Source organism: Mycobacterium sp. 4D054 (assembly GCF_052245755.1).
GTDB lineage: Bacteria > Actinomycetota > Actinomycetes > Mycobacteriales > Mycobacteriaceae > Mycobacterium.
On record NZ_JBQQCF010000036.1, the window covers coordinates 1 to 22050 of the forward strand.

Here is a 22050-nt window from a genome sequence, read left to right on the forward strand (position 1 = left end):
GACAGTCGTCACCATGACGACCACCGCGTCGCCGCGACGATTACCCCGTCACAATGCAGACCGACCCCCGAAATCACGTCTGCATCCACAGTGACGCCATCGTCTGCATCCTGAGCGACGGCCAACACCCGGGTCAAAGGAGACAACTGTGAAGAAGTTCAAGGATCTCGCCGAGTTCGTCGCCGCCGAAGGCAGTCAGCTCGGCCCGACCGAATGGCTTGAGATCACCCAGGACCGGGTCAACTTGTTCGCTGACGCCACCGAGGACCACCAGTGGATCCACGTCGATCCGGAACGCGCGGCGAGCGGGCCCTTCGGTGGAGCCATCGCCCACGGTCTGCTGACGCTGTCACTGTTGCCGCATTTCACCCATCAGCTCTACTCCGTGGATAACGTCGCGATGGCCATCAACTACGGATACAACAAGGTCCGTTTCATCACACCGGTGCGGGTCGGCGCGAAGCTGCGTGCGCGGGCTGAAATCACCGCGGTCAAGCAACTCGACAACGCGGTGCAGGCCACCCTGAGCACGACAGTGGAGATCGAGGGCTCGGACAAGCCGGCCGCGGTCGCCGAATCCATCGTGCGTTTCATCGGCTGACTTCGCCACGCCACGGCGGACTCCGTGATAGACAAGCGTCAGAATAATCTGACGTACGTCAAAAACGTGCGGTCCGCCGTGTGCTGTGAGGAGTGACGTGCAGCGAGAAGCCCCCAGAGTTGCGGTGATAGGTGCGGGCATCAGCGGGTTGACCGCGGGCAAGATGCTCAAGGACTACGGCGTCGGCTACACGACGTTCGAGACGAGCGACCGCATCGGGGGTAACTGGGCCTTCGGCAATCCGAACGGACACAGCAGCGCCTACCGGTCGCTGCGCATCGACACCTCCAAGCACCGGTTGTCCTTCCGCGACTTCCCGATGCCCGAGAACTACCCGTCGTTCCCCCACCATTCCCAGGTCAAGGAATACCTCGACGCATACGCCGCCTCGTTCGGGCTGCTCGAGCACATCGAGTTCGGGAATGGTGTGGTGCACGCGGCCAGGGAGGACGCCGGCGGATGGCGGATCCTCGACCAGGCCGGCGCCGAACGGACCTTCGACCTGCTGGTGGTGGCCAACGGTCATCACTGGGATCCCCGGCTGCCGGAGTTCCCCGGCTCCTTCGCCGGTGAGTCGATCCACTCTCACTCCTACATCGATCCGTCGACGCCGCTGCAGCTGACGGGACAGCGCATCCTCGTGGTCGGCATCGGCAACAGTGCCGCCGACATCACCGTCGAGCTGTCCTCGAAGGCACTGCGCAACGAGGTGACGCTGTCGACGCGGTCCTCTGCGTGGATCGTGCCGAAGTTCATCGCCGGGCGCCCCGGCGACACCTTCTGGCGCACCTCACCGCATCTGCCGCTGTCGTGGCAGCGCAAGGCGGTCCAACTGGTGGCGCCGATGCTGGGCACCGACCCGACGATGTACGGGCTCCCGCCTGCCGACCACAAGCTGTTCGAGGCCCATCCCACCCAGTCGGTGGAACTCCCGCTGCGGCTGGGGTCGGGCGACGTGACACCGAAGCCGAACGTCGCACGGCTCGACGGACACACGGTCCACTTCGTGGACGGCACCAGTGCCGACTTCGACGTCATCATCTACGCCACCGGGTACAACATCACCTTCCCGTTCTTCGACCCCGGTTTCATCAGCGCTCCCGGCAACTACATCCGGCTCTACAAGCGGATGTTCAAGCCGGGTATCGACGACGTGGTCTTCATCGGCTTCGCCCAGGCGGTGCCCACCTTGTTTCCGTTCGTCGAATGCCAATCCCGGCTGCTGGCCGCGTACGCCGTCGGCCGCTACGCGCTGCCGACGACGGACGAGATGGAGCGGACCATCGACGCCGATCAACAGCTGCACGCGGGCCACTGCACCGACCGGCCGCGCCACACGCAGCAGGTCGACTACTTCGTCTACGAACACGATCTGCTCAAACGAGAGATCCCGGCGGGTATCAAGCGCGCCCAGCGTGTGGCGGCGGTGGCCCGGTGACCAGATCCGAGGTCAGCTTCCGCAGCGGTGCCGACGCCTGCAGTGCATGGCATTTCCCGTCCGGCGGTGCGCTGCGGCCGGTGGTCGTGATGGCGCACGGGTTCGGCGGGACCAAGGATTCCGGGCTGGCGCCGTTCGCGCAGCGGTTCGCCGCGGCAGGCATCGATGTTCTCGCGTTCGACTACCGCGGCTTCGGCGCCTCGGGCGGTGTTCCGCGCCAATCGCTCTCGGTGCGCAGGCAGATCGACGACTACCATGCCGCAGTCGAGGCCGCCAAGAAGCTCGACGGAGTGGACCCCACCCGGGTCGGGCTGTGGGGCGCGTCGTTCTCCGGCGGACACGTGCTGCGGGTGGCCGCCGAGCGCGACGACATCGGCGCCGTCGTCTCGCTGACACCGCTGACCAGCGGGCTGGCGGTCAGCCGCGCCGCCGCCGCATCGCGCGACCTGCTGACGTCGCTGCGATGGACCCTCACCGGAGTCAAGAGCAGGGTCACCGTGCGCCGCGGTGGCGCGCCGACGATGATGCCGCTGGTCTCGCCGGTGGGCGAGCCCGGCGCCCTGGCGCTGAACGGTGCCTATGAGAGCTACACAGCGCTGGCGGGTCCGACGTGGCGCAACGAGATCGACAGCTCGGTCGGCCTGGAGGTGATCGGCGTGCGCACCAACGCGGCGGCCAAAAAGTTGCGCTGCCCGCTGCTCGTGCAGATCGCCGACTTCGACCAGTACGTGCCCGCGGCGGCGGTCGCCACCACGGCCACACACGGCAGAGCCCGGGTGCACCACTATCCGTGTGATCACTTCGACGTCTGGCCCGGCAACGACTGGTTCGACAAGACCGTCACCGATCAGGTGACGTTCTTGACCAGGTCGCTCTCAGTAGTGCGTGGATCCCTGGTCGACTGAGATCGCGCTCGCCGTCACGAATTTGGCCTCGTCGCTGGCCAGCCAGCACACCGCGTCGGCGATGTCCTCGGGCTCGACCGCCCACGTCGGCAGGAACGGCGTCATCATGTTCGACAGTTGCGGGTTGGTCTCCATCGCCTTGCCGAGTGCGGAGACCATGTCACCGGTCCCCATGTCGGTCAGGACCGGACCCGGGTGCACGCTGTTGACCCGGATCGAGTGTCTGCCCAGTTCAGCGGCGAACGCACGGGCCATCCCGGTCACCGCATGCTTGCTCGCCGTGTAATGGATCATGAACGGCTGCAACTTGATTCCTGCCGCCGAGCTGATCAGGATGATCGAACCGCCGCGACCCCCGTCGATGATCTTCTGCGCGCCGGCCATCACCGTGTTCCACGTGCCGGTCACGTTGATGTCCATCACGTCGCGGAAATCCTCGGCGCTGATCTCGTCCCACGCCTGAGGTGCGGTGACTCCGGCGTTGGCGACGATGACGTCCAGCCTGCCGAGTTCGGCGACACCCTTCTCGACGGTCGCCCTGAGTTCGTCGCCGTCACGGGTGTCCACCGCAGCGGCCAGGATGCGCCGACCCGTCGCCTCAACAAGCGTCACCGTCTCGGCGAGGTCCTCGGGGGTGGCGTGATCGTAAGGGACACAGGGCGGCAGCGGCCCGGCGATGTCCACGGCGATGATGTCGGCGCCTTCCCTGGCCATGCGGACAGCGTGCGCACGGCCCTGACCGCGCGCCGCACCGGTGACGAATGCGACGCGTCCCTCAAGTCGTCCCCCCATGTGCACCTCCTGCACGCGGCTTCCGGTCATCTCGCCCTGGCTCCCTTCACCAGTCCGTCGCCGATGATGAGCCGCTGGATCTCGCTCGTGCCCTCATAGAGTCGGAGCAGTCGGACGTCGCGGTAGATCCGTTCGACCGGCACCTCCCGCATATACCCGCTGCCGCCATGGATCTGCACCGCGAGGTCGGCGACCTTGCCTGCCATCTCGGTGCAGAACAGCTTCGCCGCCGACGGCGCGATCCGTCGGTCGGCCCCGGTGACCCATTGCCGCGCCGTGTCCCGCACCAGGGCGCGGCCTGCCATCACCCCGGTCTGCTGGTCGGCGAGCATCGCCTGGACCAGCTGGAATTCGCCGATCGCGGTCCCGCCCTGGGTTGCCGTGGCCGCGTAGGCCACGGATTCGTCGAGTGCGCGCTGCGCCGTCCCGACCGCCAGTGCGGCGATGTGCACGCGGCCGCGAGCCAGCGACGTCATCGCTGCCCGGTAGCCGATGTCCTCACTACCGCCCACCAGCGCGGTGTCGGGGACTCGCACGTCGGTGAAGCTGACGTCTGCGGTCCATGCACCCTCTTGGCCCATCTTCTTGTCCTTGGCGCCGACCTCAACCCCGGGGGCGTCGGCTGGGACCAGGAAAACCGCGATCCCGGCGCCCTTGTCGTCGGCCGGCCTGCTCCTGGCGAACGTGACGAAGAGGTCGGCGTTCGGAGCGTTGGTGATGAATCGCTTCTGGCCGTTGATGATCCAGTCTTCACGGTCGCGGACCGCCTTGGTCCGCAGGCCCGAGGGATTGGAGCCGGCACCCGGCTCGGTCAGCGCGAACGACGCGACCACCTCTCCCGAGGAGATCCCTTCCAGCCATGTCGACTTCTGCTCGTCGGTGCCGTAACCGACGAGGACCTGGCCGGCGATGCCGTTGTTGGTGCCGAACATCGACCGCAGTGCCAGCGAGGTGTAGCCGAGCTCCATCGCGAGTTCGACGTCCTGGGTGAGATCCAGTCCGAGGCCGCCCCACTCCTGCGGGATCGCGTAGCCGAACAGACCCATGGACTTCGCCTGCTCGCGCAGATCGTCGGGCACCTGATCGGCGGTCAGGATCTCCTGTTCGCGCGGTACCACCGCGTCACGGACGAACTGGCGGGTCGCTGCCAGGATCTGCTGGAAATCCTCGTCGCTGACTTCACTCGTCTGGCTGGCTGTGGTCACTCGGGTACTCCTCGGGAAACCGGCCGGGGTGGCCCGGAGATGGTGCGCAAGGTTCGGAACAAGGGTAGGGGCGCGTTCGGCCGATATCGTATATGAAATATGATGACGGTCTGGCGGCCGGTATGGTCCGGTCGGATCCCTGCAGGCGTGAGGACGGGTGAACAGGTGTCGTTGCTGACAGGTCAAATCGCGGTGGTCACCGGAGGGGCTCAGGGGCTGGGCTTCGCGATCGCACAGCGCTTCGTCGACGAAGGCGCCCGAGTGGTGCTCGGGGACGTGAACATCGACGCCACCCGTGCGGCCGCCGACAAGCTCGGCGGCGACGACGTGGCACGCGCGGTGCGCTGCGATGTCACCGACTCCGGCGAAGTCGAAGCGCTGGTCGCCGCCGCGGTGGACGAGTTCGGCGCCTTGGACGTCATGGTCAACAACGCCGGCATCACCCGTGACGCGACGATGCGCAAGATGACCGAAGAGCAGTTCGACCAGGTCATCGCCGTCCATCTGAAAGGCACCTGGAACGGTCTTCGCGCCGCAGCGGCGGTGATGCGGGAGCAGAAGCGCGGCGCCATCGTCAACATGTCGTCGATCTCCGGCAAGGTCGGTATGGTCGGCCAGACCAACTACTCGGCGGCCAAGGCCGGCATCGTCGGGATGACCAAAGCCGCGTCCAAGGAACTGGCCTACCTCGGGGTGCGGGTCAACGCCATCCAGCCGGGACTCATCCGGTCGGCGATGACAGAAGCCATGCCGCAACGTATCTGGGACTCCAAGGTGGCCGAGGTTCCACTGGGCCGCGCCGGCGAGCCCGAAGAGGTCGCGAACGTCGCGTTGTTCCTGGCCTCGAACCTGTCGTCGTACATGACCGGCACAGTCCTGGAGGTCACGGGCGGACGGCATCTGTGATGCGTGAAGCGGTGATCTGCGAGCCCGTGCGCACCCCGATCGGGCGCTACAACGGGATGTTCAGGTCGCTGACCGCCGTCGAACTCGGCGTGACCGCGGTGCGGGGGCTGCTCGCCCGCACCGGCGTCGCGCCGGAGACCGTCGAGGACGTCGTCGTCGGGCACTGCTATCCGAGCATGGAGGCGCCGGCAATAGGCCGGGTTATCGCGCTGGACGCCGGACTGCCGGTGACGGTGCCGGGTATGCAGATCGACCGCAGGTGCGGGTCCGGACTGCAGGCCGTGATCCAGGCGGTCCTGCAAGTGGCAAGCGGCAACAACGATCTCGTCATCGCCGGCGGTGCCGAGTCGATGAGCAACGTGGTGTTCCACTCGACCGACATGCGGTGGGGCGGCGCGAAAAACGGCATCACCGTGCACGACGCGCTGGCCCGCGGGCGCACCACCGCCGGCGGCAAGAACTACCCGGTCCCGGGCGGCATGCTCGAAACCGCGGAGAACCTGCGCCGCGAATACGGCATCCCACGCGAGGAGCAGGACGAGCTGGCCGTGCTGTCGCACCGGCGGGCCGTCACCGCACAAAAAGACGGACTGCTCGCCGAGACCATCATCCCCGTGACGGTGACCGCCCGGTCGGGGACACAGGTCGTCGACACCGATGAGCATCCGCGGGCGGACACCTCGCTGGAGTCCTTGGCCAAGCTCAAACCTGTTCTCGCCAAATCGGATTCGGATGCCACGGTGACGGCCGGCAACTCCAGCGGCCAGAATGACGCCGCCTCGATGTGTCTGGTCACCACGCCCGAGAAGGCCGCCGATCTGGGTCTGCGCCCGTTGGTGCGGTTGGTGTCGTGGGGTGTGGCCGGGGTCGCGCCCGACGTCATGGGCATCGGGCCGGTCCCGGCGAGCGAGGTCGCGCTGGCGAAAGCCGGGTTGGCGCTGTCCGATATGGATCTGATCGAGCTCAACGAGGCGTTCGCCGCCCAGGCCCTGGCCTGTATGCGCGCATGGAAATTCACGCCGGCAGACCTGGAACGCACCAACGTCCACGGCTCGGGCATCTCCCTGGGACATCCGGTCGGGGCCACCGGGGGCCGCATGCTGGCGACACTGGCACGGGAACTGCATCGCCGGGACGGCCGCTACGGCCTTGAGACGATGTGCATCGGCGGCGGACAGGGTCTGGCCGCGGTCTTCGAAAGGGTGGCATCGTGACCAGACTGGCGCAGACGCTGGGGCTCACCGAGTTCCAGACTGAGATCGTCGCGACGGTAAGGCAATTCGTCGACAAAGAGGTCATCCCGACCGCGCAGGAGCTCGAGCACTCCGACACCTACCCCCAGGCGATCGTCGACGCCATGAAGGAGATGGGTCTGTTCGGGCTGATGATCCCCGAGGAATACGGCGGGCTGGGGGAGTCACTGCTGACCTACGCGTTGTGCGTCGAAGAACTGGCGCGCGGCTGGATGAGCGTGTCGGGGGTGATCAACACCCACTTCATCGTGGCCTACATGGTCCGCCAGCACGGCACCGATGCGCAGAAGGGCCACTTCCTGCCGCGGATGGCCACCGGGGAGACCCGGGGGGCGTTCTCGATGTCGGAACCGGAGCTCGGCTCCGACGTGGCGGCCATCCGGACACGGGCCAGGGACAACGGCGACGGCACCTACACCATCGACGGACAGAAGATGTGGCTCACCAACGGGGGCAGTTCGACCCTGGTCGCCGCGCTGGTCCGCACCGATGAGGGCGCCGACAAGCCGCACCGCAACCTGACCGCGTTCCTGATCGAAAAGCCCACAGGGTTCGGGGAAGTCGTGCCCGGGCTGACCATCCCCGGCAAGCTCGACAAGCTGGGCTACAAGGGCATCGACACCACCGAGCTGATCTTCGACGGTTACCGTGCCCAGGCGTCCGACATTCTCGGCGAGGCCCCCGGTCAGGGCTTCTTCCAGATGATGGACGGCGTCGAGGTCGGACGCGTCAACGTCTCCGCCCGGGCGTGCGGGGTCGGTATCCGGGCGTTCGAGCTGGCCACTCGCTACGCCCAGCAGCGTCACACCTTCGGCAAACCGATCGCCGAACATCAGGCGATCGCCTTCCAGCTGGCCGAGATGGCGACCAAAGTCGAGGCGGCCCACCTGATGATGGTCAACGCGGCACGGCTCAAGGACTCCGGTGAGCGCAACGACGTGGCCGCGGGCATGGCCAAGTACTTCGCCAGCGAGGTGTGCGCCGAGGTCACCCAGCAGAGCTTCCGCATCCACGGCGGCTACGGCTACTCCAAGGAATACGAGATCGAACGGCTGATGCGTGACGCACCCTTCCTGCTGATCGGTGAGGGCACCAGCGAGATCCAGAAGAACATCATCAGCAAGCGGCTGCTGGCGGACTACCGGATCTGACAGGCGTGAGCATTCCGGACTTCGCGGCGAGGCCGCAGCTCGCCGAGGATGTGGCGCGTTTCGTGCGGCGCCGCATCTTCGAGGGGACGTATCCGGCCGGACAGTACATCCGCCTGGAGCAGCTGGCCGACGAACTCGGGATCAGCGTCACCCCGGTGCGTGAGGCCCTGTTCGGCCTGAGCGCCGAGGGACTCCTGACCCAGTTGCCCCGGCGCGGATTCCTCGTGCTGCCCATCACCCGCCGCGACATCGCCGACGTGGCCGACGTGCAGGCCCACATCGGCGGGGTGCTGGCCAGTCGCGCCGCCGAACTCATCACCGACGAGCAGCTGCTCGCACTCGGTCGGGTGCAGGACCAGCTGGAGGCGGCCTACCACGCCGACGATCATGAAGCCGCGGTGCGGCTCAACCACGAGTTCCACCGCGGCGTCAACCTCACGGCGGGCTCACCCAAGCTCGCCCAGCTGATGGGACAGATCACCAGATTCGCGCTGGAATCGGTGTATCCGACCGTCCAGGGGTGGCCGGCGCAGTCGATGCGCGACCACCGCGCGCTGCTCGCGGCGTTGAAGGCACGCGACGGTGAGGCCGCGCGCGCGGCGATGTCGGAACACCTGTGCGCCGCGGCAGGTCCGCTGATCGACCATCTCACCAAGCGCGGCGTGATCGGATGATGCGCGAGCAGACACAAACTCGCACGCTGTTGCGCTGAATCGTGCGAGTTTGTGTCTGCTCGCGCAGAGGGAGGTAGGCATGGGGGTTCTCGACGGCATCCGCGTACTGGACTACGGCCGCTTCATCGCGGCGCCGTGGTGTTCTGCGCTGCTGGCGGACATGGGCGCCGACGTCATCAGGGTGGAAAAGCGCGAGGGCGGCGAAGACCGGTGGGTGCAGTCGGTCACCGCCGGCGGCGAGGGCGGCACATTCCTGCAGTGCAATCGCAACAAGCGTTCGCTGACCTTGGATTCCACCAGCGACGAGGGCAAGGAGATCACCCGCAGACTGGTCGCCGACGCCGACATCGTGGTCGCCAACATGCCCGCCGGGGGGATGCGGACCAGCGGTCTGGACTACGACACCCTGCGAGCCGTCAAGCCCGACATCATCCTCGCCAGCGCGACCGCGTACGGCGAGGGCGGCCCCTATAGCGAGCGCATCGGCTTCGACGGCGCGGGACAGGTGATGTCGGGTGCGGTGTACCGGCAGGGCCTGCCTGAGTTGCCGATACGGACAGTCGTGCCGTACGCCGATTTCGGCACTGCGCTGACCTTGACGATCGGTGTGATGATGGCTCTGTTTCATCGTGACCGCACCGGCGAGGGCCAGCATGTCGAGGGCGCGCTGCTGCCCACTGCGCTGATGCTGTCGAACGCGTTCCTGATCGAACGCGACCTGCTCGGCGCCGACAAGCCACGCATGGGCAATCAGGGCGCCTCGGTGGCGCCCTGCGACCTGTACCGCACACGGGACGAGGGGTGGGTGCTGCTGCAGATCGCCGGTCCGTCGATGTTCAAGCGCTGGTGTGATCTGGTGGGCCGGCCCGGGCTGTTCGAGGATCCGCGCTTCGCCGACGACGACCTGCGGTGGCAGCACGGTGACGTGCTCAACGACATCATGGCGCGGTGGTGTGCCGACAAGACCAAGGCCGAAGTGCTCGAACTGCTGGAGGCCGCCAAACTTCCCGCCGCGCCGATGCACTCGACGCAGGAGGTGCTCGACGACCCGCACGTGCGGGCCATGGGGTACTTGCAGCGGGTCCCGTTCCCCGGCGCGCCGCGAGACGTCCCGATCATCGAGACCCCGTTTCGGCTGTCAGCCACCCCGGGTGAGATCCGCAGCCGCGCACCGCTGCTCGGCGAGCACACCGACGAGATTCTCCTCGAGATCGGATACGGCGCCGAGCAGGTCGCCCAGCTCCGGGAGCAGCAGGTGGTCTGATCGCTCAGGACTGTGCGAGCAGCGCGCGCAGCCGGGCCACATCGATCTTGCCGGTGGCCCCCCGCGGTACGTCGTCCTCGTCGAGCAGCCTCCACACGGTCGGTACCTTGAAACTGCTCAGCACCTCGCGGGCCGCCGAATGAAGGCTCTCGACGGTGAGGTGCGGGTCACCTACGATGGCGGCGGCCACGCGGTTGCCGTCGGGACCCGGCACATCGGTCACGAAGGCCATCCCGACCCCGTCGAGTGCCCGTAGCGCCTGCTCGACCTCGGACGGATACACCGTGGCCCCGCGCACCTTGAACATGTCGTCGGAACGGCCGTGGTAGTACAGGAACCCGTCGGCGTCGAAACGGCCTAGATCGCCTGTGGGATACCAGCTGTCGGCGGTGAAGATCTCTTCACGGCTGCGGCGGCAGATACCGCGCATCACGTGAGGACCGCGGATGTGGATCATTCCGACCGCACCCGTCGGCGCCGGCTCACCGGAGTCGGTGTCGACGATGCGCACCTGCATGCCATCGAACGGTTTGCCGCAACTGCCCCAGGCGGTTTCGGGCATGTCGGTGTCGGCCGGGTATCCGCAGTACGGCCCGAACGACTCGGTCATCCCGAGCAACCTGGCCCGGGCTCCGGGCCGGGACCGCAACGGCGCCGGGAGCAACGCGTCGAGGCTGCCCGCCCGCAGCTCGGTCAGCTCGACCCCCGCCGCCGGCAGGTGCCGCGCCAATGCCTCGGCCTGGTCCGGCCAGCCGCGGAACAGCGTGACCCGCTCGTCTGCGATGAGGCGCAGGGTCGACTCGGGTTGTGGCACCGGCTCGGTGATCAGCGTCGCTCCCGCCGTCAGCGCGGACAGCAGCCCTGCGCCCAGACCGCCGATCCAGAAGAACGGCATCGGCAGGTACAGCCGGGTGTCGGCGTCGATGCAGCGTGCGACGAGACCGGCCCGAACCGCACCGATCGCGTTGCCGTGCGAGTGGCACACGCCCTTGGGCGCACCGCTGCTTCCGGAGGTGAACACGATGCTCATCGGGTCGGCAGGCCGCACACCCCGCGACATCGCCTCGGCGACCTCGGCGGCTGCCGGATGGCTGGGCAGCGCGAACACCTGCCCGGGCGTCCGCACCGTCCGCAGCGAGGGAGGGGCGTCCAGGTCGTCGAGATAGCGGTGGCCGCGGAACTCGCCGACGGCGATCAGATGCTGGACCGAGGCGGTGCGCAGCTGCGCCGACAGTTCCCGGCGGGTGAGCAAGGTGCTCAGCGGTACCACCACGGCCCCGATCCGCATCAGCGCCAACGCGATCCGCGCCCACGCCACACCGTTGGGCATCAACAGCCCGACCCGCGCACCCTTGCCGATGCCCGCTGCGACCATCGCTGCGCCGAACTCTCGGGTGAGCCTGTCGAGTTCGGCGTAGCTGATCCGCTCGGCGGGGTCGACGATCGCGTCCTTGGCGCCGTGGCGCGTGGCGTGCGCGCGCAGCAGTGCGTCGATCGTGTCAGTCATCGAAAAGTCCTCGCAGGGCGGCGAGATCCGCCTTGCCACTGGACAGCGTCGGGATTTCGGCGTGCCGCACCGCGATGACCCGCAGGGGGATCTTGTATGCCGACAGCTCGGGGCGCAGTGCGCGCTGAAGGCTGGGCAGGTCGACCGGGGCGCCGCTGCCGGTCGCGATCACGGCGGCGACGAGTTGACCGCGTTCGACATCGGGTAGTCCGACGACATGGACGGCGGCATCCGGATCAGGGATCACCGCGGTGATCGCCTTCTCCACCTCGGCGGGAGCCACGTTTGCGCCCGCGGTCTTGATCATCGCGCAGGCCCGCCCGACGAAGTAGTACACGCCGTCGCTGTCGCGCCGCACCAGATCCCCGGTGTCGAACCAGCCGTCGCCGTCGAAACAGTCCTCGCGGGCACGGCCCCAATAGCCCTGCATCAGGAACGGCCCTCGCAGCAGAAGGATCCCGAGAGCGTTCACCTCGACGTCAGCGCGGGTGTCGGGGTCGACGATCCGCGCCTCGAACCCGGGAGCCAGGAACCCGAACGAGCCGCGGCGTGACTCCGGCTGATCGGACTCGTCGCCGCTGAGAAGCACGACACTGCCCGCCTCGGTCATCCCGAGCATGTTGTGCCGCAGTTCGGGGTCGGCCGGTCGCGCGTCGACGGCCATGATGGGGTAGAGATTGCCGCGCCGCATGGAGGACAGGTCGCGGTGCGCGAAGCTGGGATGGCGTGGCAGGTGCGCGATGCCGGCGACGAATCCGTTGGTGAGGGTGGGCTTCTCGGACTCGAGCAGGTCGAGGGTGTCGGCCGCGTCGGTGGCATTGGAGCAGATCAGCGTGGCACCGGCCACCAGGACGGCCAGCAGGCCGAACGCGAACCCTCCGATCCAGAAGAACGGCGAGTTGCAGAACAGGCGATCGTCGGCGGTCAGTCCGCGGATCTCGTTGAGACTGCGTTGATGTGCCAGCAGCGCCGCGTGGGTGTGCACGACGCCCTTGGGATCACTGGTCGACCCCGACGTGTAGATGATCGCCATCGGGTCGCAGCCCTCGACGTCGTCCTCCAGGGCACGCAGCGATGCTTCGTCGATGGATCCGGCATGTGCGACATCGTCTTCGGTGTCGAACAGCACGTGCCGCAGCACCGGTGCGGTGGCGGTGAACACAGATCCGGTTGTCAGCGGTGCGCCGACGGCGTCGGTCAGCGTCTGCACGTAGTCGTGGGAGCGAAAGCTGCGCGCGGCCAGCAGCACCGAGACGTCGCTGTGCACCAACTGCCTGTGCATCTCCGGCACGGTGCCGAACGTGGAGAACGGAACCGCGACGGCTCCGATGCGGGTGGCCGCCAGCATCGCGACGACGAAGTCGGCGCCGTTGGGGTACAGCAGGCCGACGTGCGTGCCTTTTCCGACGCCGAGTGCGACCAGCTTCCGAGCCAGCACGGCCGAGCGTTCAACGGCCTGGCCGTGACTCAGGCGGGTGCGATCGCAGATCAGCAAGGGCTTGTCCGGCGGCGTCCGCTGCCGGCGCAGCACTTCGGCGACGGTCACCGGGACAGCGGTCACGACGGCGCGAAGTGGGAGCGCACGGCGACCAGGTCGGGTTTTCCCGACGGGGTGCGCGGAATGGCGTCGGTGATCTCCAGCTCGCTCGGGATCTCATAGCGCGCCAGCCGGGTCTGCAGGTAAGCCAGGAGCTCGTCCGGTGCTGCGTGGATACCGGGGCGCAACTCGACCAGCGCGACGGGGGTTTCGCCGAGCCGTGGATCCGACCGCCCGACCACCGAGGCGCCGGCCACCGCGGGATGTCCTTCGAGCGCGCTCTTGACGTCGTCGGGCATCACCTTGAACCCGCCCCGAATGATCGCCTGGTCGGCGCGCCCGAGGATCCACACGAATCCGTCTTCGTCGATGCGGGCCAGGTCGGTGGTCTGCATCCAGTCACGGCTGCCGGCCATCTGGGCCGGAATGACTTCCAGCAGACCCTGCTGCCCGGGCGGCACAGGCGCGCCGCTGTCGTCGACGACGCGCAGCTGTGCGCCCGGATTGGCCCTACCGACGCTGCCACGTTTGTCTCGCCAGAATCTCTGGTGGTCCGTCAGCGTCCAGCCGGCCACACCGCCGCCGAATTCCGTTGCCGCGTAGGAGGTCAGCACCGGGATGCCGAACTTCTCGGTGAACGCGTCGGCATCATCGGCGGATAGTGGGGCGGTCCCCGACGTCACGACACGGATGCCGTCCAGATCCTCGCGGGTCAGATCGGAGTGCAGCACCATCCTCAGTGCCGCCGGTACCAGCGACACGGCGCGGGGGCGGTGCTCACGCACGGCGTCGGCCCACTGCTTGAGGTCGAACTTCGGCAACAGCACGAACGGTCGTGCCTCGGCCAGGCACAGCAGCACCCGATACACCCCGCCGACGTGCACCAGCGGCGAGTTCACGATCGCCACGCTGCGCCGTAGCTCGGTCGGTGCCGCCGCGTCGGAATCGGCGCCCAACACGCTGCGGGCCAGCATGTCGTAGGTGAGATCGACCCGCTTGGGTGGGCCGGTGGTGCCGCTGGTCAGCATCCACACCGCCACTCCCGGGCGGCCCGCGTCGTCGGAGGCGCTACCGAGGCGCAGCTTCGGCGGCTCATCGAGTCCGTCGATGGTCACCGTGGTCGCCGTCGTGTCCGGCGCCGAGGTCGCGAGGTCTTGGGAGGAACCGATGATGATCGGCAGCCGCAGCGCCTGGATGTCCGACCGGGTGCGGTCGTCCCCGCGGGCCGGATTGATGACGACGACGGTGCCGCCGCCGGAGAGTACACCCAGAAGTGCCGCCACGTGGGCGGGACTGTTACGCAGCATGATCCCCGCACGAGCGGTGCCGACGAGGTCACCGATGCGGTGCGCCACGGTCCCGACCTGCTCCCAGGTGGTCCACCGGCCGTCGAACTGGATCGCCTGTCCCGCCGGGTCCAGAGCCAGGACATCGTCGATTCGTTGCGAAAGCCGATGCCGCATCAGCGGATCCGCGGCGGGGTCTTGGGGACGGGGCGCTCGGCCAGCTCTGCCTGGGCGATCGGGTTGCCGAGCCTGGTGTAGATCAGGCCCTGGTCCATCGCCGCGCGGTACGGTTTGTCCAGCGATTCCCAGATCGCTTTCACCGTGCCCTGGGTGGCGGTCGGGGGCTTGGCTGCGACCGTCGCGGCGATCTCGTGTGCGCGTTCCCACAGCTCGTTCTCGGCGACCACTTCGGTGACCAGGCCGATGCGTAGCGCGGTCTGTGCACCGACGCGTTCGTCGTTGCCCATCAACGCCATTCGCAGTGTGTCACCGAGGCCGACCCGGCGCATCAGGCCCACCGGCTCCAGTGCGGACACCAGCCCGGCGCTGACGTGGGAGTCGAAGAACGTCGCCCCCTGCGAGCAGATCACAATGTCGGCCTCGTTGACGAAGTACAACGCGCCGGCGGTGCACATGCCCTGCACGGCGCACACCACCGGCTTCCACATCTTCTGCCATTTGGGGCTCAGCAGCTCGCCGGGATCCTCGTGATTCCAGACGATTTCGGGCTGCCCGTAGCTGGATCGGATGTCCAGGCCGGCGCTGAAGGCCCGTTCACCCGCGGCGCGCAACACCACCGCGTTGATGTCCTCGTCGGCCTTGAGGATCCGCCAGACGTCCTTCATCTCCTCGCACATCGTGCGGTTGAAGGAGTTCAGCGTGTCCGGCCGGTTGAGGGTGACCGTGCCGACGCGGGCTTGGTAGTCGAGGTCGAGCAGGACCGTGTCGAACGTCATCGGGGGCCTGTGATCTTCGGGCCGGCGCTCATCGGCACTGCCAGTTGGGGGTGCGTTTCTCGACGAAGGCCAGCGGTCCCTCCTGGGCGTCCTCGGTGCGCACCACGCGCTCGCGGAATGTCTCGGCGAGGATCTCGCCCTCCAGGAGCGGTAGGTCGAGGGTCTTGTGGATGGCCAGCCGGGTGCCGCGCACCGCGAGGGGGGCGTTGGAGTTCACGATGTCGGCGATTTCGTGGGCACGCTCGAGCAGCTTGTCGTGTTCGACGACCTCGGTCACCATTCCCAGTTCGTAGGCGCGCTCGGCGCTCATGCGCTCGTGCTTACCCATCAACGCCATCCGCAGGGCCACCGACCGCGGCAAGGCGCGGGCCAGTCGCACCATCTCCCGGGCGGCGACCAACCCGATGCTGACGTGAGGGTCGAAGAAGGTGGCCTTGTCCGACGCGATCACGATGTCCCCGGTCGTTACCCAGTCGAGCCCGGCGCCGCAACAGATCCCGTTGATCGCGGCGAGCACCGGTTTGGCCATCCGGCGGAACGGGGGTGTGCCCTCCTGCGGGGCTTCCCACTGGTCGTAGGTCGACAGATAGGGCCGTTCGTAGATGACCTTGCCGTCCTCCGGGATCTCCTTGACGTCCGCGCCGGTGCAGAACGCCCGGCCGGTCCCGGTGACGATCATCAGCCAGACGTCGGCGTCGTTCTCCGCCTCGTCGTAGGCCGCCCGCAGTTCACCGATCATGTGCGGGGACAGCGCGTTGAGTGCCTCGGGCCGGTTCAGCGTGATGGTGGCCTTGTGCCCGTCGACCTCGTAGCCGATGGTGTCGTAGGTGTGGGGACTCACGTGTCTTCTTTCCTCATTCGCCCTTGAAATCGGGAGCGCGGCGAGCCCGGAACGCTGCCAGTCCCTCTTTGAAATCTGCTGTCCGACAGGCCAGTTCCAGACTCGCCAACTCGTGGGCCATGGACTGGGGCAGGGTCGCATGCAGGCCGTAGTTGATCGCCTGCTTGGCCAGCCCGAGCGCCACCGTCGGTCCCGATGCCAGCCGGGTCACCAAGTCGCTTGCCGCCGCGTCGATCTCGTCGGCCGGCAGCGCCTGATGGATCAGCCCCCAGTCCGCGGCGTCGGCGCCGGTCACCTTCTCGCCCAGCAGCAGCATGCGTTTGGCGCGCGCCACACCGGCAAGGCGTGGTAGCAGCCAGGTCGAGCCGGAATCCGGACTGAAGCCGCGGTCGACGAACGGTTCCCACAGGTTCGACTCGGGAGTGGCGAGGGTGAAGTCCGCGGCGAGGGCGAGATTGGCGCCCAGCCCGACCGCCCAGCCGCGCACGGTGCACACCACCGGCAGGTGAATTGTGGCGATCAATTCGACAACCCGGTTGGCCGCGTGTGGGATACGCCGGACGAGGTTGCCCGGCCTCGGTCTGCGGCCACTGCTGTTGGTGGCGACCCAATCGGCGCCGGAGCAGAAATCCTCGCCGGCGCCGGTCAGGTGGATCGCACGCACCGAGTCGTCCGAGGCGGCGCAGGTCAGGGTCGCGACCAGATCGTCGATCATCGGGTGGCTCAGCGAGTTTCGCCGGGCGGGTCGGTCGAGAATGATCCGCAGGACCGCGTCGTCCCTGACGATTCGCACCGCGCCGGCGTCGTCTCGCACCAGGCACCGTCCCTTCAGGCGCTGCGGAAAAGCTATACAGATAGCCATACAGTTGGCACTACGATTAGTATCTTGTACAACTTAGCAAGGAAAGGCCGTCGAGGGAACAGTGCCGGCACCGCGTATTCGCCAGCCACGGGTCGCAGAACTCGTGGCGTCCCGGCTGCGTGACGACATCCTGACCGGGCGGCTCAAGGCGGGCGACGTGCTGCCCTCACAGGAGGCCCTGTTCGCCGAATTCGGGGTCAGTCCGCCCGCCGTGCGGGAGGCCGTCCACATCCTGGAGTCCGACGGTCTGATCTCGGTGCGGCGCGGCAACGTCGGCGGGGCGGTCGTGCACCTGCCCTCGGCTGAGCGCACCGCGCAGATGATCGGCATGGTGTTGCAGACCCGCTCGGCCACCCCGACCGACGTCAGCGAGGCGCTGCTGCATCTGGAACCGATCTGTGCCGGGATGTGCGCGGCGCGTGAGGACCGTCTGACCGAGGTGGTTCCTCACCTGCAGGCGGCGATCGACGCGCAGGTCGAGCATTTCGATCACTCGTCTCGTTATGTGCCCAACGCTCGCCGATTTCACGAAGCGGTCGTGGCGCGGTGCGGCAACGAGCCGATGATCCTGCTCATCGGGTCGCTGGAGGTCATCTGGTCAGCGCACGAGTCCTCGGTGTGGAGCGACGAATGCCACCCCGAGGAACCGATGCGGCCGAAGATCATGCGCGCGGCATTGCGCGATCATCAGCGGATCGTCGAGGCGATCGTCGACGGAAACTCCTCACGCGCAGTGCGATTGGCGCAGGATCACCTCGCCGCCGCCCGCCGCAACACCCTGGCCGTCGGCTCGGACAGAACCATCGAAGCGAAGCTGATCGCCAATCACGACCGTTGACACCCCACGACGACAGGATTCACCATGACGAGCACCGATGACGGCCGCGTGCTGTTCGAGGTCGATCGCGACAAGCGCATTGCCACCATCACGCTGAACAACCCGAAGCGGCGCAACTCCTACGACGCCTCGATGCGGAACTTGCTCGCACGCTACCTCGACGACGTCGCCGAGGACGACGACATCACCGTGGTGTTGCTGCGCGGGGCCGACGGCGTGTTCAGCACCGGCGCCGATATGAACAACGCGTACGGCTGGTATGGCGGGTCGGCGCGCGACCAGGGCGCTCCTGAGGCCAGGCGGCCCAGTCAGCGTCGGCGGCTGACAGTGGACCGCAAGTCCTTCGGCTTTTACCACAACCTGATGGGCTTCCCGAAGGTCACCGTCGGGGAGATCAGCGGGTACGCGCTGGGCGGTGGGTTCGAGATGGCGTTGATGACCGACATCTCGGTGATCGCCCGCGACACCAGGATCGGCATGCCGGCCACCCGATTCCTCGGGCCCGCGCTGGGTAGCTTGCACATGTTTTTCCACCGGCTGGGCCCGGTGCTGGCCCGGCGGCTGCTGCTGACCGGTGACGTCATCTCGGCCGGGGATGTCGAGCACCTAGGCGTGTTCACCGACACCTGTGACGCTGCCGCGGTGCCGGCCAGGGCGCGGTACTGGGCCGAAAAGGCCGCGAAAATGCCGGCCGACGGTGTGGTGATCGCCAAGGAGGCGTTCCGGCTCGTCGAGCAGAGTCAGGCCTATCAGGGCGAAGAGGTCGCGAGCTACCTGTTCCACGCATACGGGACGAACCTGCAGTTCGCCGAGGGTGAGTTCAACTTCGTCAAGACGCGTGCGCAGCACGGGACGAGAGAGGCCTTCCGGCTGCGTGACGAGCATTTCCACGTCCCGGAGCCCGAGCTATACCCCGACTCCCACGCCGAGTGATCTGGCTCACCTTCTGTCGACACTACATTATCTGTTAGTTTTGTAACGTCTGTCTGTCACGAAACCGAGGTCGAAGAGCATGCCAACACCCGTCATCGTCGGTGCTGCCCGGACGGCCATCGGCCGCTCGTTCAAGGGCACACTGGTCAACACCCCGCCCGAAACCCTGATCACCACGGTGCTGCCCGAGGTCATCCGCCGCTCCGGCGTCGACCCCGCCGACATCGACGACATCATCTTCGCTGAATCCCATTACGGTGGTGGCGATCTCGCACGCTACGCCGCCGATGCCGCCGGACTGCAGCATGTGCCCGGTCAATCGGTGAATCGGCACTGCGCCGGCAGCCTCACCGCGATCGGCAACGCGTCTGCCCAGATCGGCTCCGGCATGGAGCGGGTGCTGATCGCCGGGGGCGTGCAGTCGCTGTCGATGACCCCGCTGGTGAACTGGCGCATCCCCGGCCCCGAGCTGAAGTTCGAGGAGCGGTGGATGCCGCCCACGCACGTCGAGACGCCGGACGCGCCGACCAGGGACATGTCCATCACCGTCGGCTGGAACACCGCGCAGGCCGCGGGCATCACCCGCGAGGAGATGGACGCATGGGCCGCCCGGTCCCACCAGCGTGCCGTCGCCGCGATCGACGCCGGCAAGTTCGTCGACGAGATCGTGCCGCTCAAGGTCGAGCAGTTCGACGGTTCGGTCATCGACTTCAGCGTCGACGAGCACCCGCGCCGCGACACCACCGTGGAGAAGCTGGCGGGCTTGAAGGTGCTGCACCCCGAGATCGACGGCTTCTCGATCACCGCGGGCAACAGCAGCGGCACCAACGACGCCGCCGCGGGCGTGGCCCTCGTCGAGGCCGACTACGCCGCTGCGAACGGCCTCGACGTGATGGCCAAGGTCAGGGCGTGGGGTGCGGTGGGCGTGGCGCCGCGCGACACCGGCCTGGGCGGAGTCAAGGTCATCGGCAGGGTGCTCGACCGGGCCGGGCTGAAGCCGTCCGACGTCGCCCTATGGGAGATCAACGAGGCGTTCGCGTCCGTCCCGATCGCGGCCTGCAAGGAGTACGGCATCGACGAGGAACTCGTGAACTTCTCCGGCAGCGGCTGCAGCCTCGGGCATCCCATCGCCGCCTCCGGCGCCCGGATGGTCACCACGCTGGTCTACGAACTGCAGCGCCGCGGCGGCGGCATCGGTGTCGCCGCGATGTGCGCCGGCGGCGGCCAGGGTGGCGGCGTCGTCATCGAGGTCTAAAGCCTCCGGCGAAATCGCATTCCATGCGGGTCAGGTCGCGTAACGACCGCGTGGAATGCGATTTCGGCGCGAATGGGAGATCAACGCTTACGGGCGGGGGCTTTCGCGGTTTTGCGTGCGGGCCTGGCGTTCTGCTCGATGAGGCGGTCGGCGTGATCGAGGATGCATTGCAGGCCGAACTCGAAGTTGCGGTCGTCTGATCCACTCAGGTGGTGACCCTTCTGCGTGACTGCGGCCAGCAGTGGGGCGGACTCCGGGTCGATCGCCATGGTGTCGTCGATGTCGCCGTGGCCGTCCTCGCCGGCGAGGTTTTTCTCGCGCAGACGCTGCAGCACCACCGATCCGCGCACGTGGACAGACATCGCGGAGTAGGTGTCGAAGGCGTCTTCGGGGGACAGGCCCGCTTCGACCAGGCTGCTGATCGCCTTCTCCACCTCCTGCACACCCACTTTCGCCGCACGCGGGCTCAACGCCGAACGGATCAGAATCAGGTCGCACAGGATCGGGTTGCCGTTGAACGTGTGGCGCATCGACCGGGCATGGTTAGCCAGCGTCTCGCGCCAGTCCTTGGCCTCGACATACGGAGTGGCGAACGCGTACTGACGCAACGCGCGATCGGTCATCGCGTTGAGCAGATCGTCCTTCTTGCGGAAGTACCAGTAGATGCTGGTGACGCCCACGCCGAGATGCTTGCCCAGCAGCGGCATGCTCAGGTTGTCGATGCCGACCTGTTCGGCGAGTTCGAAAGCGCCCTTGATGATGTCGTCGGGATTGATGGACCCGCGCTCACGCCGTTGCCGCTTCTCCGCGGTCGCCTGCTTCGCCACTGGGGCACCTCCATCGTCTCGATGCTGCGTCCGCAGCGCCGTCGGGCGGGGCGGCCGGTCGGGAATCCACCGCCGTAGGTACGCTGGCCTGCGTCTTTGCGGTCAGCTCGCTGCGTCGTCGTCTGCGCGACCTTACCGGTGGGTTCCGACCGGAACCCACGTCGCGGTTCCGACCATTTACTGTAAGTCCTATAGTAAGCTTTTCCAGCGATACGCGACGACATCCCACTCGAAAAGTGAAGGGCGACACGTGGCTGACGAGGTTCTTCTGGAACGCAGGGACCGGGTTCTGATCATCACCATCAACCGCCCGGAGGCGCGCAACGCCTTCAACCTCGCGGTGGCGCAGGGCCTGGCCGACGCAATGGACGAGCTGGACGGCACCCCTGAGCTGTCGGTGGCGATCATCACCGGCGCGGGCGGCAACTTCTGCGCCGGGATGGATCTGAAGGCGTTCATGGCCGGCGAGGTGCCCGCCATCGAAGGTCGCGGGATCGGGTTCACCGAGCGTCCGCCGCGCAAGCCGGTGATCTCCGCGGTCGAGGGCTACGCGCTGGCCGGTGGCACCGAGATCGTGTTGGCCACCGATCTGATCGTTGCTGCCAAGAACGCGAAGTTCGGCATTCCCGAGGTCAAGCGCGGGCTGGTGGCCGCGGGCGGCGGCCTGCTGCGGCTGCAGAAGCGAATCCCGTATCAGAAAGCGCTCGAACTCGCGCTGACCGGCGACAGCTTCACCGCCGAGGAGGCTTCGCAGTGGGGCTTCGTCAACGTGTTGACCGAACCGGGCGGGGCGCTCGACGGCGCACTGGCGCTGGCCGAACGGATCACCGCCAACGGTCCGCTGGCGGTTGCGGCGACCAAGGAGGTCATCGTGAAGTCGGCAGACTGGACCGAGGCCGAGATGTGGAAGAAGCAGGGCGAAATCGCCTTCCCGGTCTTCTCGTCCAAGGACGCGATGGAAGGCGCGACGGCATTCGCCGAGAAACGCAAGCCGAACTGGACGGGCACCTGAGGGGGTC

At 67.4% G+C, this 22050-nt stretch carries 21 protein-coding genes; 12 read left to right on the top strand and 9 right to left on the bottom strand.

Annotation, left to right across the window (positions count from 1 at the left end; all coding sequences use genetic code 11):
• Nucleotides 1-148: 148 nt before the first annotated feature.
• From ACTWP6_RS22065 to ACTWP6_RS22075, 3 genes are all read left to right on the top strand, one after another.
• Complete coding sequence (locus ACTWP6_RS22065; RefSeq protein ID WP_260751235.1) at nt 149-601, top strand: MaoC family dehydratase; 453 nt, start codon at nt 149-151, stop codon at nt 599-601.
• A 97-nt stretch (nt 602-698) separates the two neighbouring features.
• Nucleotides 699-2039, top strand: coding sequence for a flavin-containing monooxygenase (locus tag ACTWP6_RS22070; RefSeq protein ID WP_443188761.1), 1341 nt, complete (start codon nt 699-701; stop codon nt 2037-2039).
• Nucleotides 2036-2944, top strand: a complete 909-nt coding sequence (locus tag ACTWP6_RS22075) for an alpha/beta hydrolase (RefSeq protein WP_443188762.1) — start codon at nt 2036-2038, stop codon at nt 2942-2944. Before ACTWP6_RS22070 ends, ACTWP6_RS22075 begins: the two co-directional genes overlap by 4 nt.
• Here the strand turns inward: ACTWP6_RS22075 and ACTWP6_RS22080 are convergent.
• Both ACTWP6_RS22080 and ACTWP6_RS22085 read right to left on the bottom strand, forming a co-directional pair.
• On the bottom strand, nt 2915-3736 hold the full coding sequence (locus ACTWP6_RS22080; protein ID WP_260758018.1) for a mycofactocin-coupled SDR family oxidoreductase: 822 nt from the start codon (nt 3734-3736) through the stop codon (nt 2915-2917). The genes ACTWP6_RS22075 and ACTWP6_RS22080 overlap by 30 nt on opposite strands.
• A gap of 26 nt (nt 3737-3762) precedes the next feature.
• Nucleotides 3763-4941, bottom strand: coding sequence for an acyl-CoA dehydrogenase family protein (locus tag ACTWP6_RS22085; protein WP_443188763.1), 1179 nt, complete (start codon nt 4939-4941; stop codon nt 3763-3765).
• A 102-nt stretch (nt 4942-5043) separates the two neighbouring features.
• On the opposite strand from ACTWP6_RS22085, the gene fabG reads away from it, so the two are divergent.
• The 5 genes from fabG to ACTWP6_RS22110 all read left to right on the top strand — a co-directional run bounded on the left by fabG (nt 5044) and on the right by ACTWP6_RS22110 (nt 10189).
• A complete protein-coding gene (gene fabG / locus ACTWP6_RS22090) occupies nt 5044-5847 on the top strand; it encodes a 3-oxoacyl-ACP reductase FabG (RefSeq protein ID WP_396884254.1) in 804 nt (267 codons plus the stop codon).
• A complete protein-coding gene (locus ACTWP6_RS22095) occupies nt 5847-7061 on the top strand; it encodes an acetyl-CoA C-acetyltransferase (protein WP_260751240.1) in 1215 nt (404 codons plus the stop codon). The genes fabG and ACTWP6_RS22095 overlap by 1 nt, the downstream gene beginning before the upstream one ends.
• The gene (locus ACTWP6_RS22100; protein WP_260751241.1) at nt 7058-8251 is read left to right on the top strand and encodes an acyl-CoA dehydrogenase family protein; all 1194 of its coding nucleotides are present in this window, start codon (nt 7058-7060) and stop codon (nt 8249-8251) included. Before ACTWP6_RS22095 ends, ACTWP6_RS22100 begins: the two co-directional genes overlap by 4 nt.
• Before the next feature lie 5 nt (nt 8252-8256).
• The gene (locus ACTWP6_RS22105) at nt 8257-8925 is read left to right on the top strand and encodes a GntR family transcriptional regulator (RefSeq protein ID WP_260751242.1); all 669 of its coding nucleotides are present in this window, start codon (nt 8257-8259) and stop codon (nt 8923-8925) included.
• 79 nt (nt 8926-9004) lie between these two features.
• Nucleotides 9005-10189 carry a CaiB/BaiF CoA transferase family protein gene (locus ACTWP6_RS22110; RefSeq protein ID WP_443188764.1) on the top strand — a complete coding sequence of 395 codons (1185 nt, stop codon included), beginning with the start codon at nt 9005-9007 and terminating at the stop codon, nt 10187-10189.
• 4 nt (nt 10190-10193) lie between these two features.
• Here ACTWP6_RS22110 and ACTWP6_RS22115 read toward each other — a convergent pair whose 3' ends face one another.
• From ACTWP6_RS22115 to ACTWP6_RS22140, 6 genes are read right to left on the bottom strand one after another with little or no spacing between them, the layout of a single operon-like run.
• Nucleotides 10194-11696 carry a class I adenylate-forming enzyme family protein gene (locus tag ACTWP6_RS22115; protein ID WP_260751244.1) on the bottom strand — a complete coding sequence of 501 codons (1503 nt, stop codon included), beginning with the start codon at nt 11694-11696 and terminating at the stop codon, nt 10194-10196.
• Nucleotides 11689-13242, bottom strand: coding sequence for a class I adenylate-forming enzyme family protein (locus ACTWP6_RS22120; protein WP_443188792.1), 1554 nt, complete (start codon nt 13240-13242; stop codon nt 11689-11691). The genes ACTWP6_RS22115 and ACTWP6_RS22120 overlap by 8 nt, the downstream gene beginning before the upstream one ends.
• A gap of 11 nt (nt 13243-13253) precedes the next feature.
• On the bottom strand, nt 13254-14696 hold the full coding sequence (locus tag ACTWP6_RS22125) for a class I adenylate-forming enzyme family protein (protein ID WP_443188765.1): 1443 nt from the start codon (nt 14694-14696) through the stop codon (nt 13254-13256).
• Nucleotides 14696-15475, bottom strand: a complete 780-nt coding sequence (locus ACTWP6_RS22130; RefSeq protein WP_443188766.1) for an enoyl-CoA hydratase/isomerase family protein — start codon at nt 15473-15475, stop codon at nt 14696-14698. The genes ACTWP6_RS22125 and ACTWP6_RS22130 overlap by 1 nt, the downstream gene beginning before the upstream one ends.
• Before the next feature lie 28 nt (nt 15476-15503).
• Complete coding sequence (locus ACTWP6_RS22135; RefSeq protein ID WP_443188767.1) at nt 15504-16316, bottom strand: enoyl-CoA hydratase/isomerase family protein; 813 nt, start codon at nt 16314-16316, stop codon at nt 15504-15506.
• A 13-nt stretch (nt 16317-16329) separates the two neighbouring features.
• The gene (locus ACTWP6_RS22140) at nt 16330-17130 is read right to left on the bottom strand and encodes an enoyl-CoA hydratase-related protein (RefSeq protein WP_443188768.1); all 801 of its coding nucleotides are present in this window, start codon (nt 17128-17130) and stop codon (nt 16330-16332) included.
• 109 nt (nt 17131-17239) lie between these two features.
• Between ACTWP6_RS22140 and ACTWP6_RS22145 the strand changes: the two genes are divergently transcribed.
• The 3 genes from ACTWP6_RS22145 (at nt 17240) to ACTWP6_RS22155 (ending at nt 20204) form a co-directional block, all read left to right on the top strand.
• Nucleotides 17240-18016 (top strand): FadR/GntR family transcriptional regulator, encoded by a 777-nt coding sequence (locus tag ACTWP6_RS22145; RefSeq protein ID WP_443188769.1) that lies wholly within the window; start codon nt 17240-17242, stop codon nt 18014-18016.
• 24 nt (nt 18017-18040) lie between these two features.
• On the top strand, nt 18041-18949 hold the full coding sequence (locus ACTWP6_RS22150) for an enoyl-CoA hydratase/isomerase family protein (RefSeq protein WP_443188770.1): 909 nt from the start codon (nt 18041-18043) through the stop codon (nt 18947-18949).
• A gap of 79 nt (nt 18950-19028) precedes the next feature.
• A complete protein-coding gene (locus ACTWP6_RS22155; RefSeq protein WP_443188771.1) occupies nt 19029-20204 on the top strand; it encodes a thiolase family protein in 1176 nt (391 codons plus the stop codon).
• Nucleotides 20205-20284: 80 nt separating this feature from the next.
• Here ACTWP6_RS22155 and ACTWP6_RS22160 read toward each other — a convergent pair whose 3' ends face one another.
• Nucleotides 20285-21031: a TetR/AcrR family transcriptional regulator gene (locus tag ACTWP6_RS22160; protein ID WP_443188772.1), complete on the bottom strand. Its 747-nt coding sequence runs from the start codon at nt 21029-21031 to the stop codon at nt 20285-20287.
• Between the two features lie 250 nt (nt 21032-21281).
• Between ACTWP6_RS22160 and ACTWP6_RS22165 the strand changes: the two genes are divergently transcribed.
• On the top strand, nt 21282-22043 hold the full coding sequence (locus ACTWP6_RS22165) for a crotonase/enoyl-CoA hydratase family protein (protein WP_260751254.1): 762 nt from the start codon (nt 21282-21284) through the stop codon (nt 22041-22043).
• Nucleotides 22044-22050 lie beyond the last annotated feature (7 nt).

Bases quoted from the DNA above. Each gene is read 5' to 3' on its own strand.
- ACTWP6_RS22080 (WP_260758018.1), bottom strand. From the start codon at position 3,736: ATGGGGGGACGACTTGAGGGACGCGTCGCATTCGTCACCGGTGCGGCG.
- fabG (WP_396884254.1), top strand. From the start codon at position 5,044: ATGACGGTCTGGCGGCCGGTATGGTCCGGTCGGATCCCTGCAGGCGTG.
- ACTWP6_RS22095 (WP_260751240.1), top strand. From the start codon at position 5,847: ATGCGTGAAGCGGTGATCTGCGAGCCCGTGCGCACCCCGATCGGGCGC.
- ACTWP6_RS22110 (WP_443188764.1), top strand. From the start codon at position 9,005: ATGGGGGTTCTCGACGGCATCCGCGTACTGGACTACGGCCGCTTCATC.
- ACTWP6_RS22115 (WP_260751244.1), bottom strand. From the start codon at position 11,696: ATGACTGACACGATCGACGCACTGCTGCGCGCGCACGCCACGCGCCAC.
- ACTWP6_RS22125 (WP_443188765.1), bottom strand. From the start codon at position 14,696: ATGCGGCATCGGCTTTCGCAACGAATCGACGATGTCCTGGCTCTGGAC.
- ACTWP6_RS22130 (WP_443188766.1), bottom strand. From the start codon at position 15,475: ATGACGTTCGACACGGTCCTGCTCGACCTCGACTACCAAGCCCGCGTC.
- ACTWP6_RS22150 (WP_443188770.1), top strand. From the start codon at position 18,041: ATGACGAGCACCGATGACGGCCGCGTGCTGTTCGAGGTCGATCGCGAC.
- ACTWP6_RS22155 (WP_443188771.1), top strand. From the start codon at position 19,029: ATGCCAACACCCGTCATCGTCGGTGCTGCCCGGACGGCCATCGGCCGC.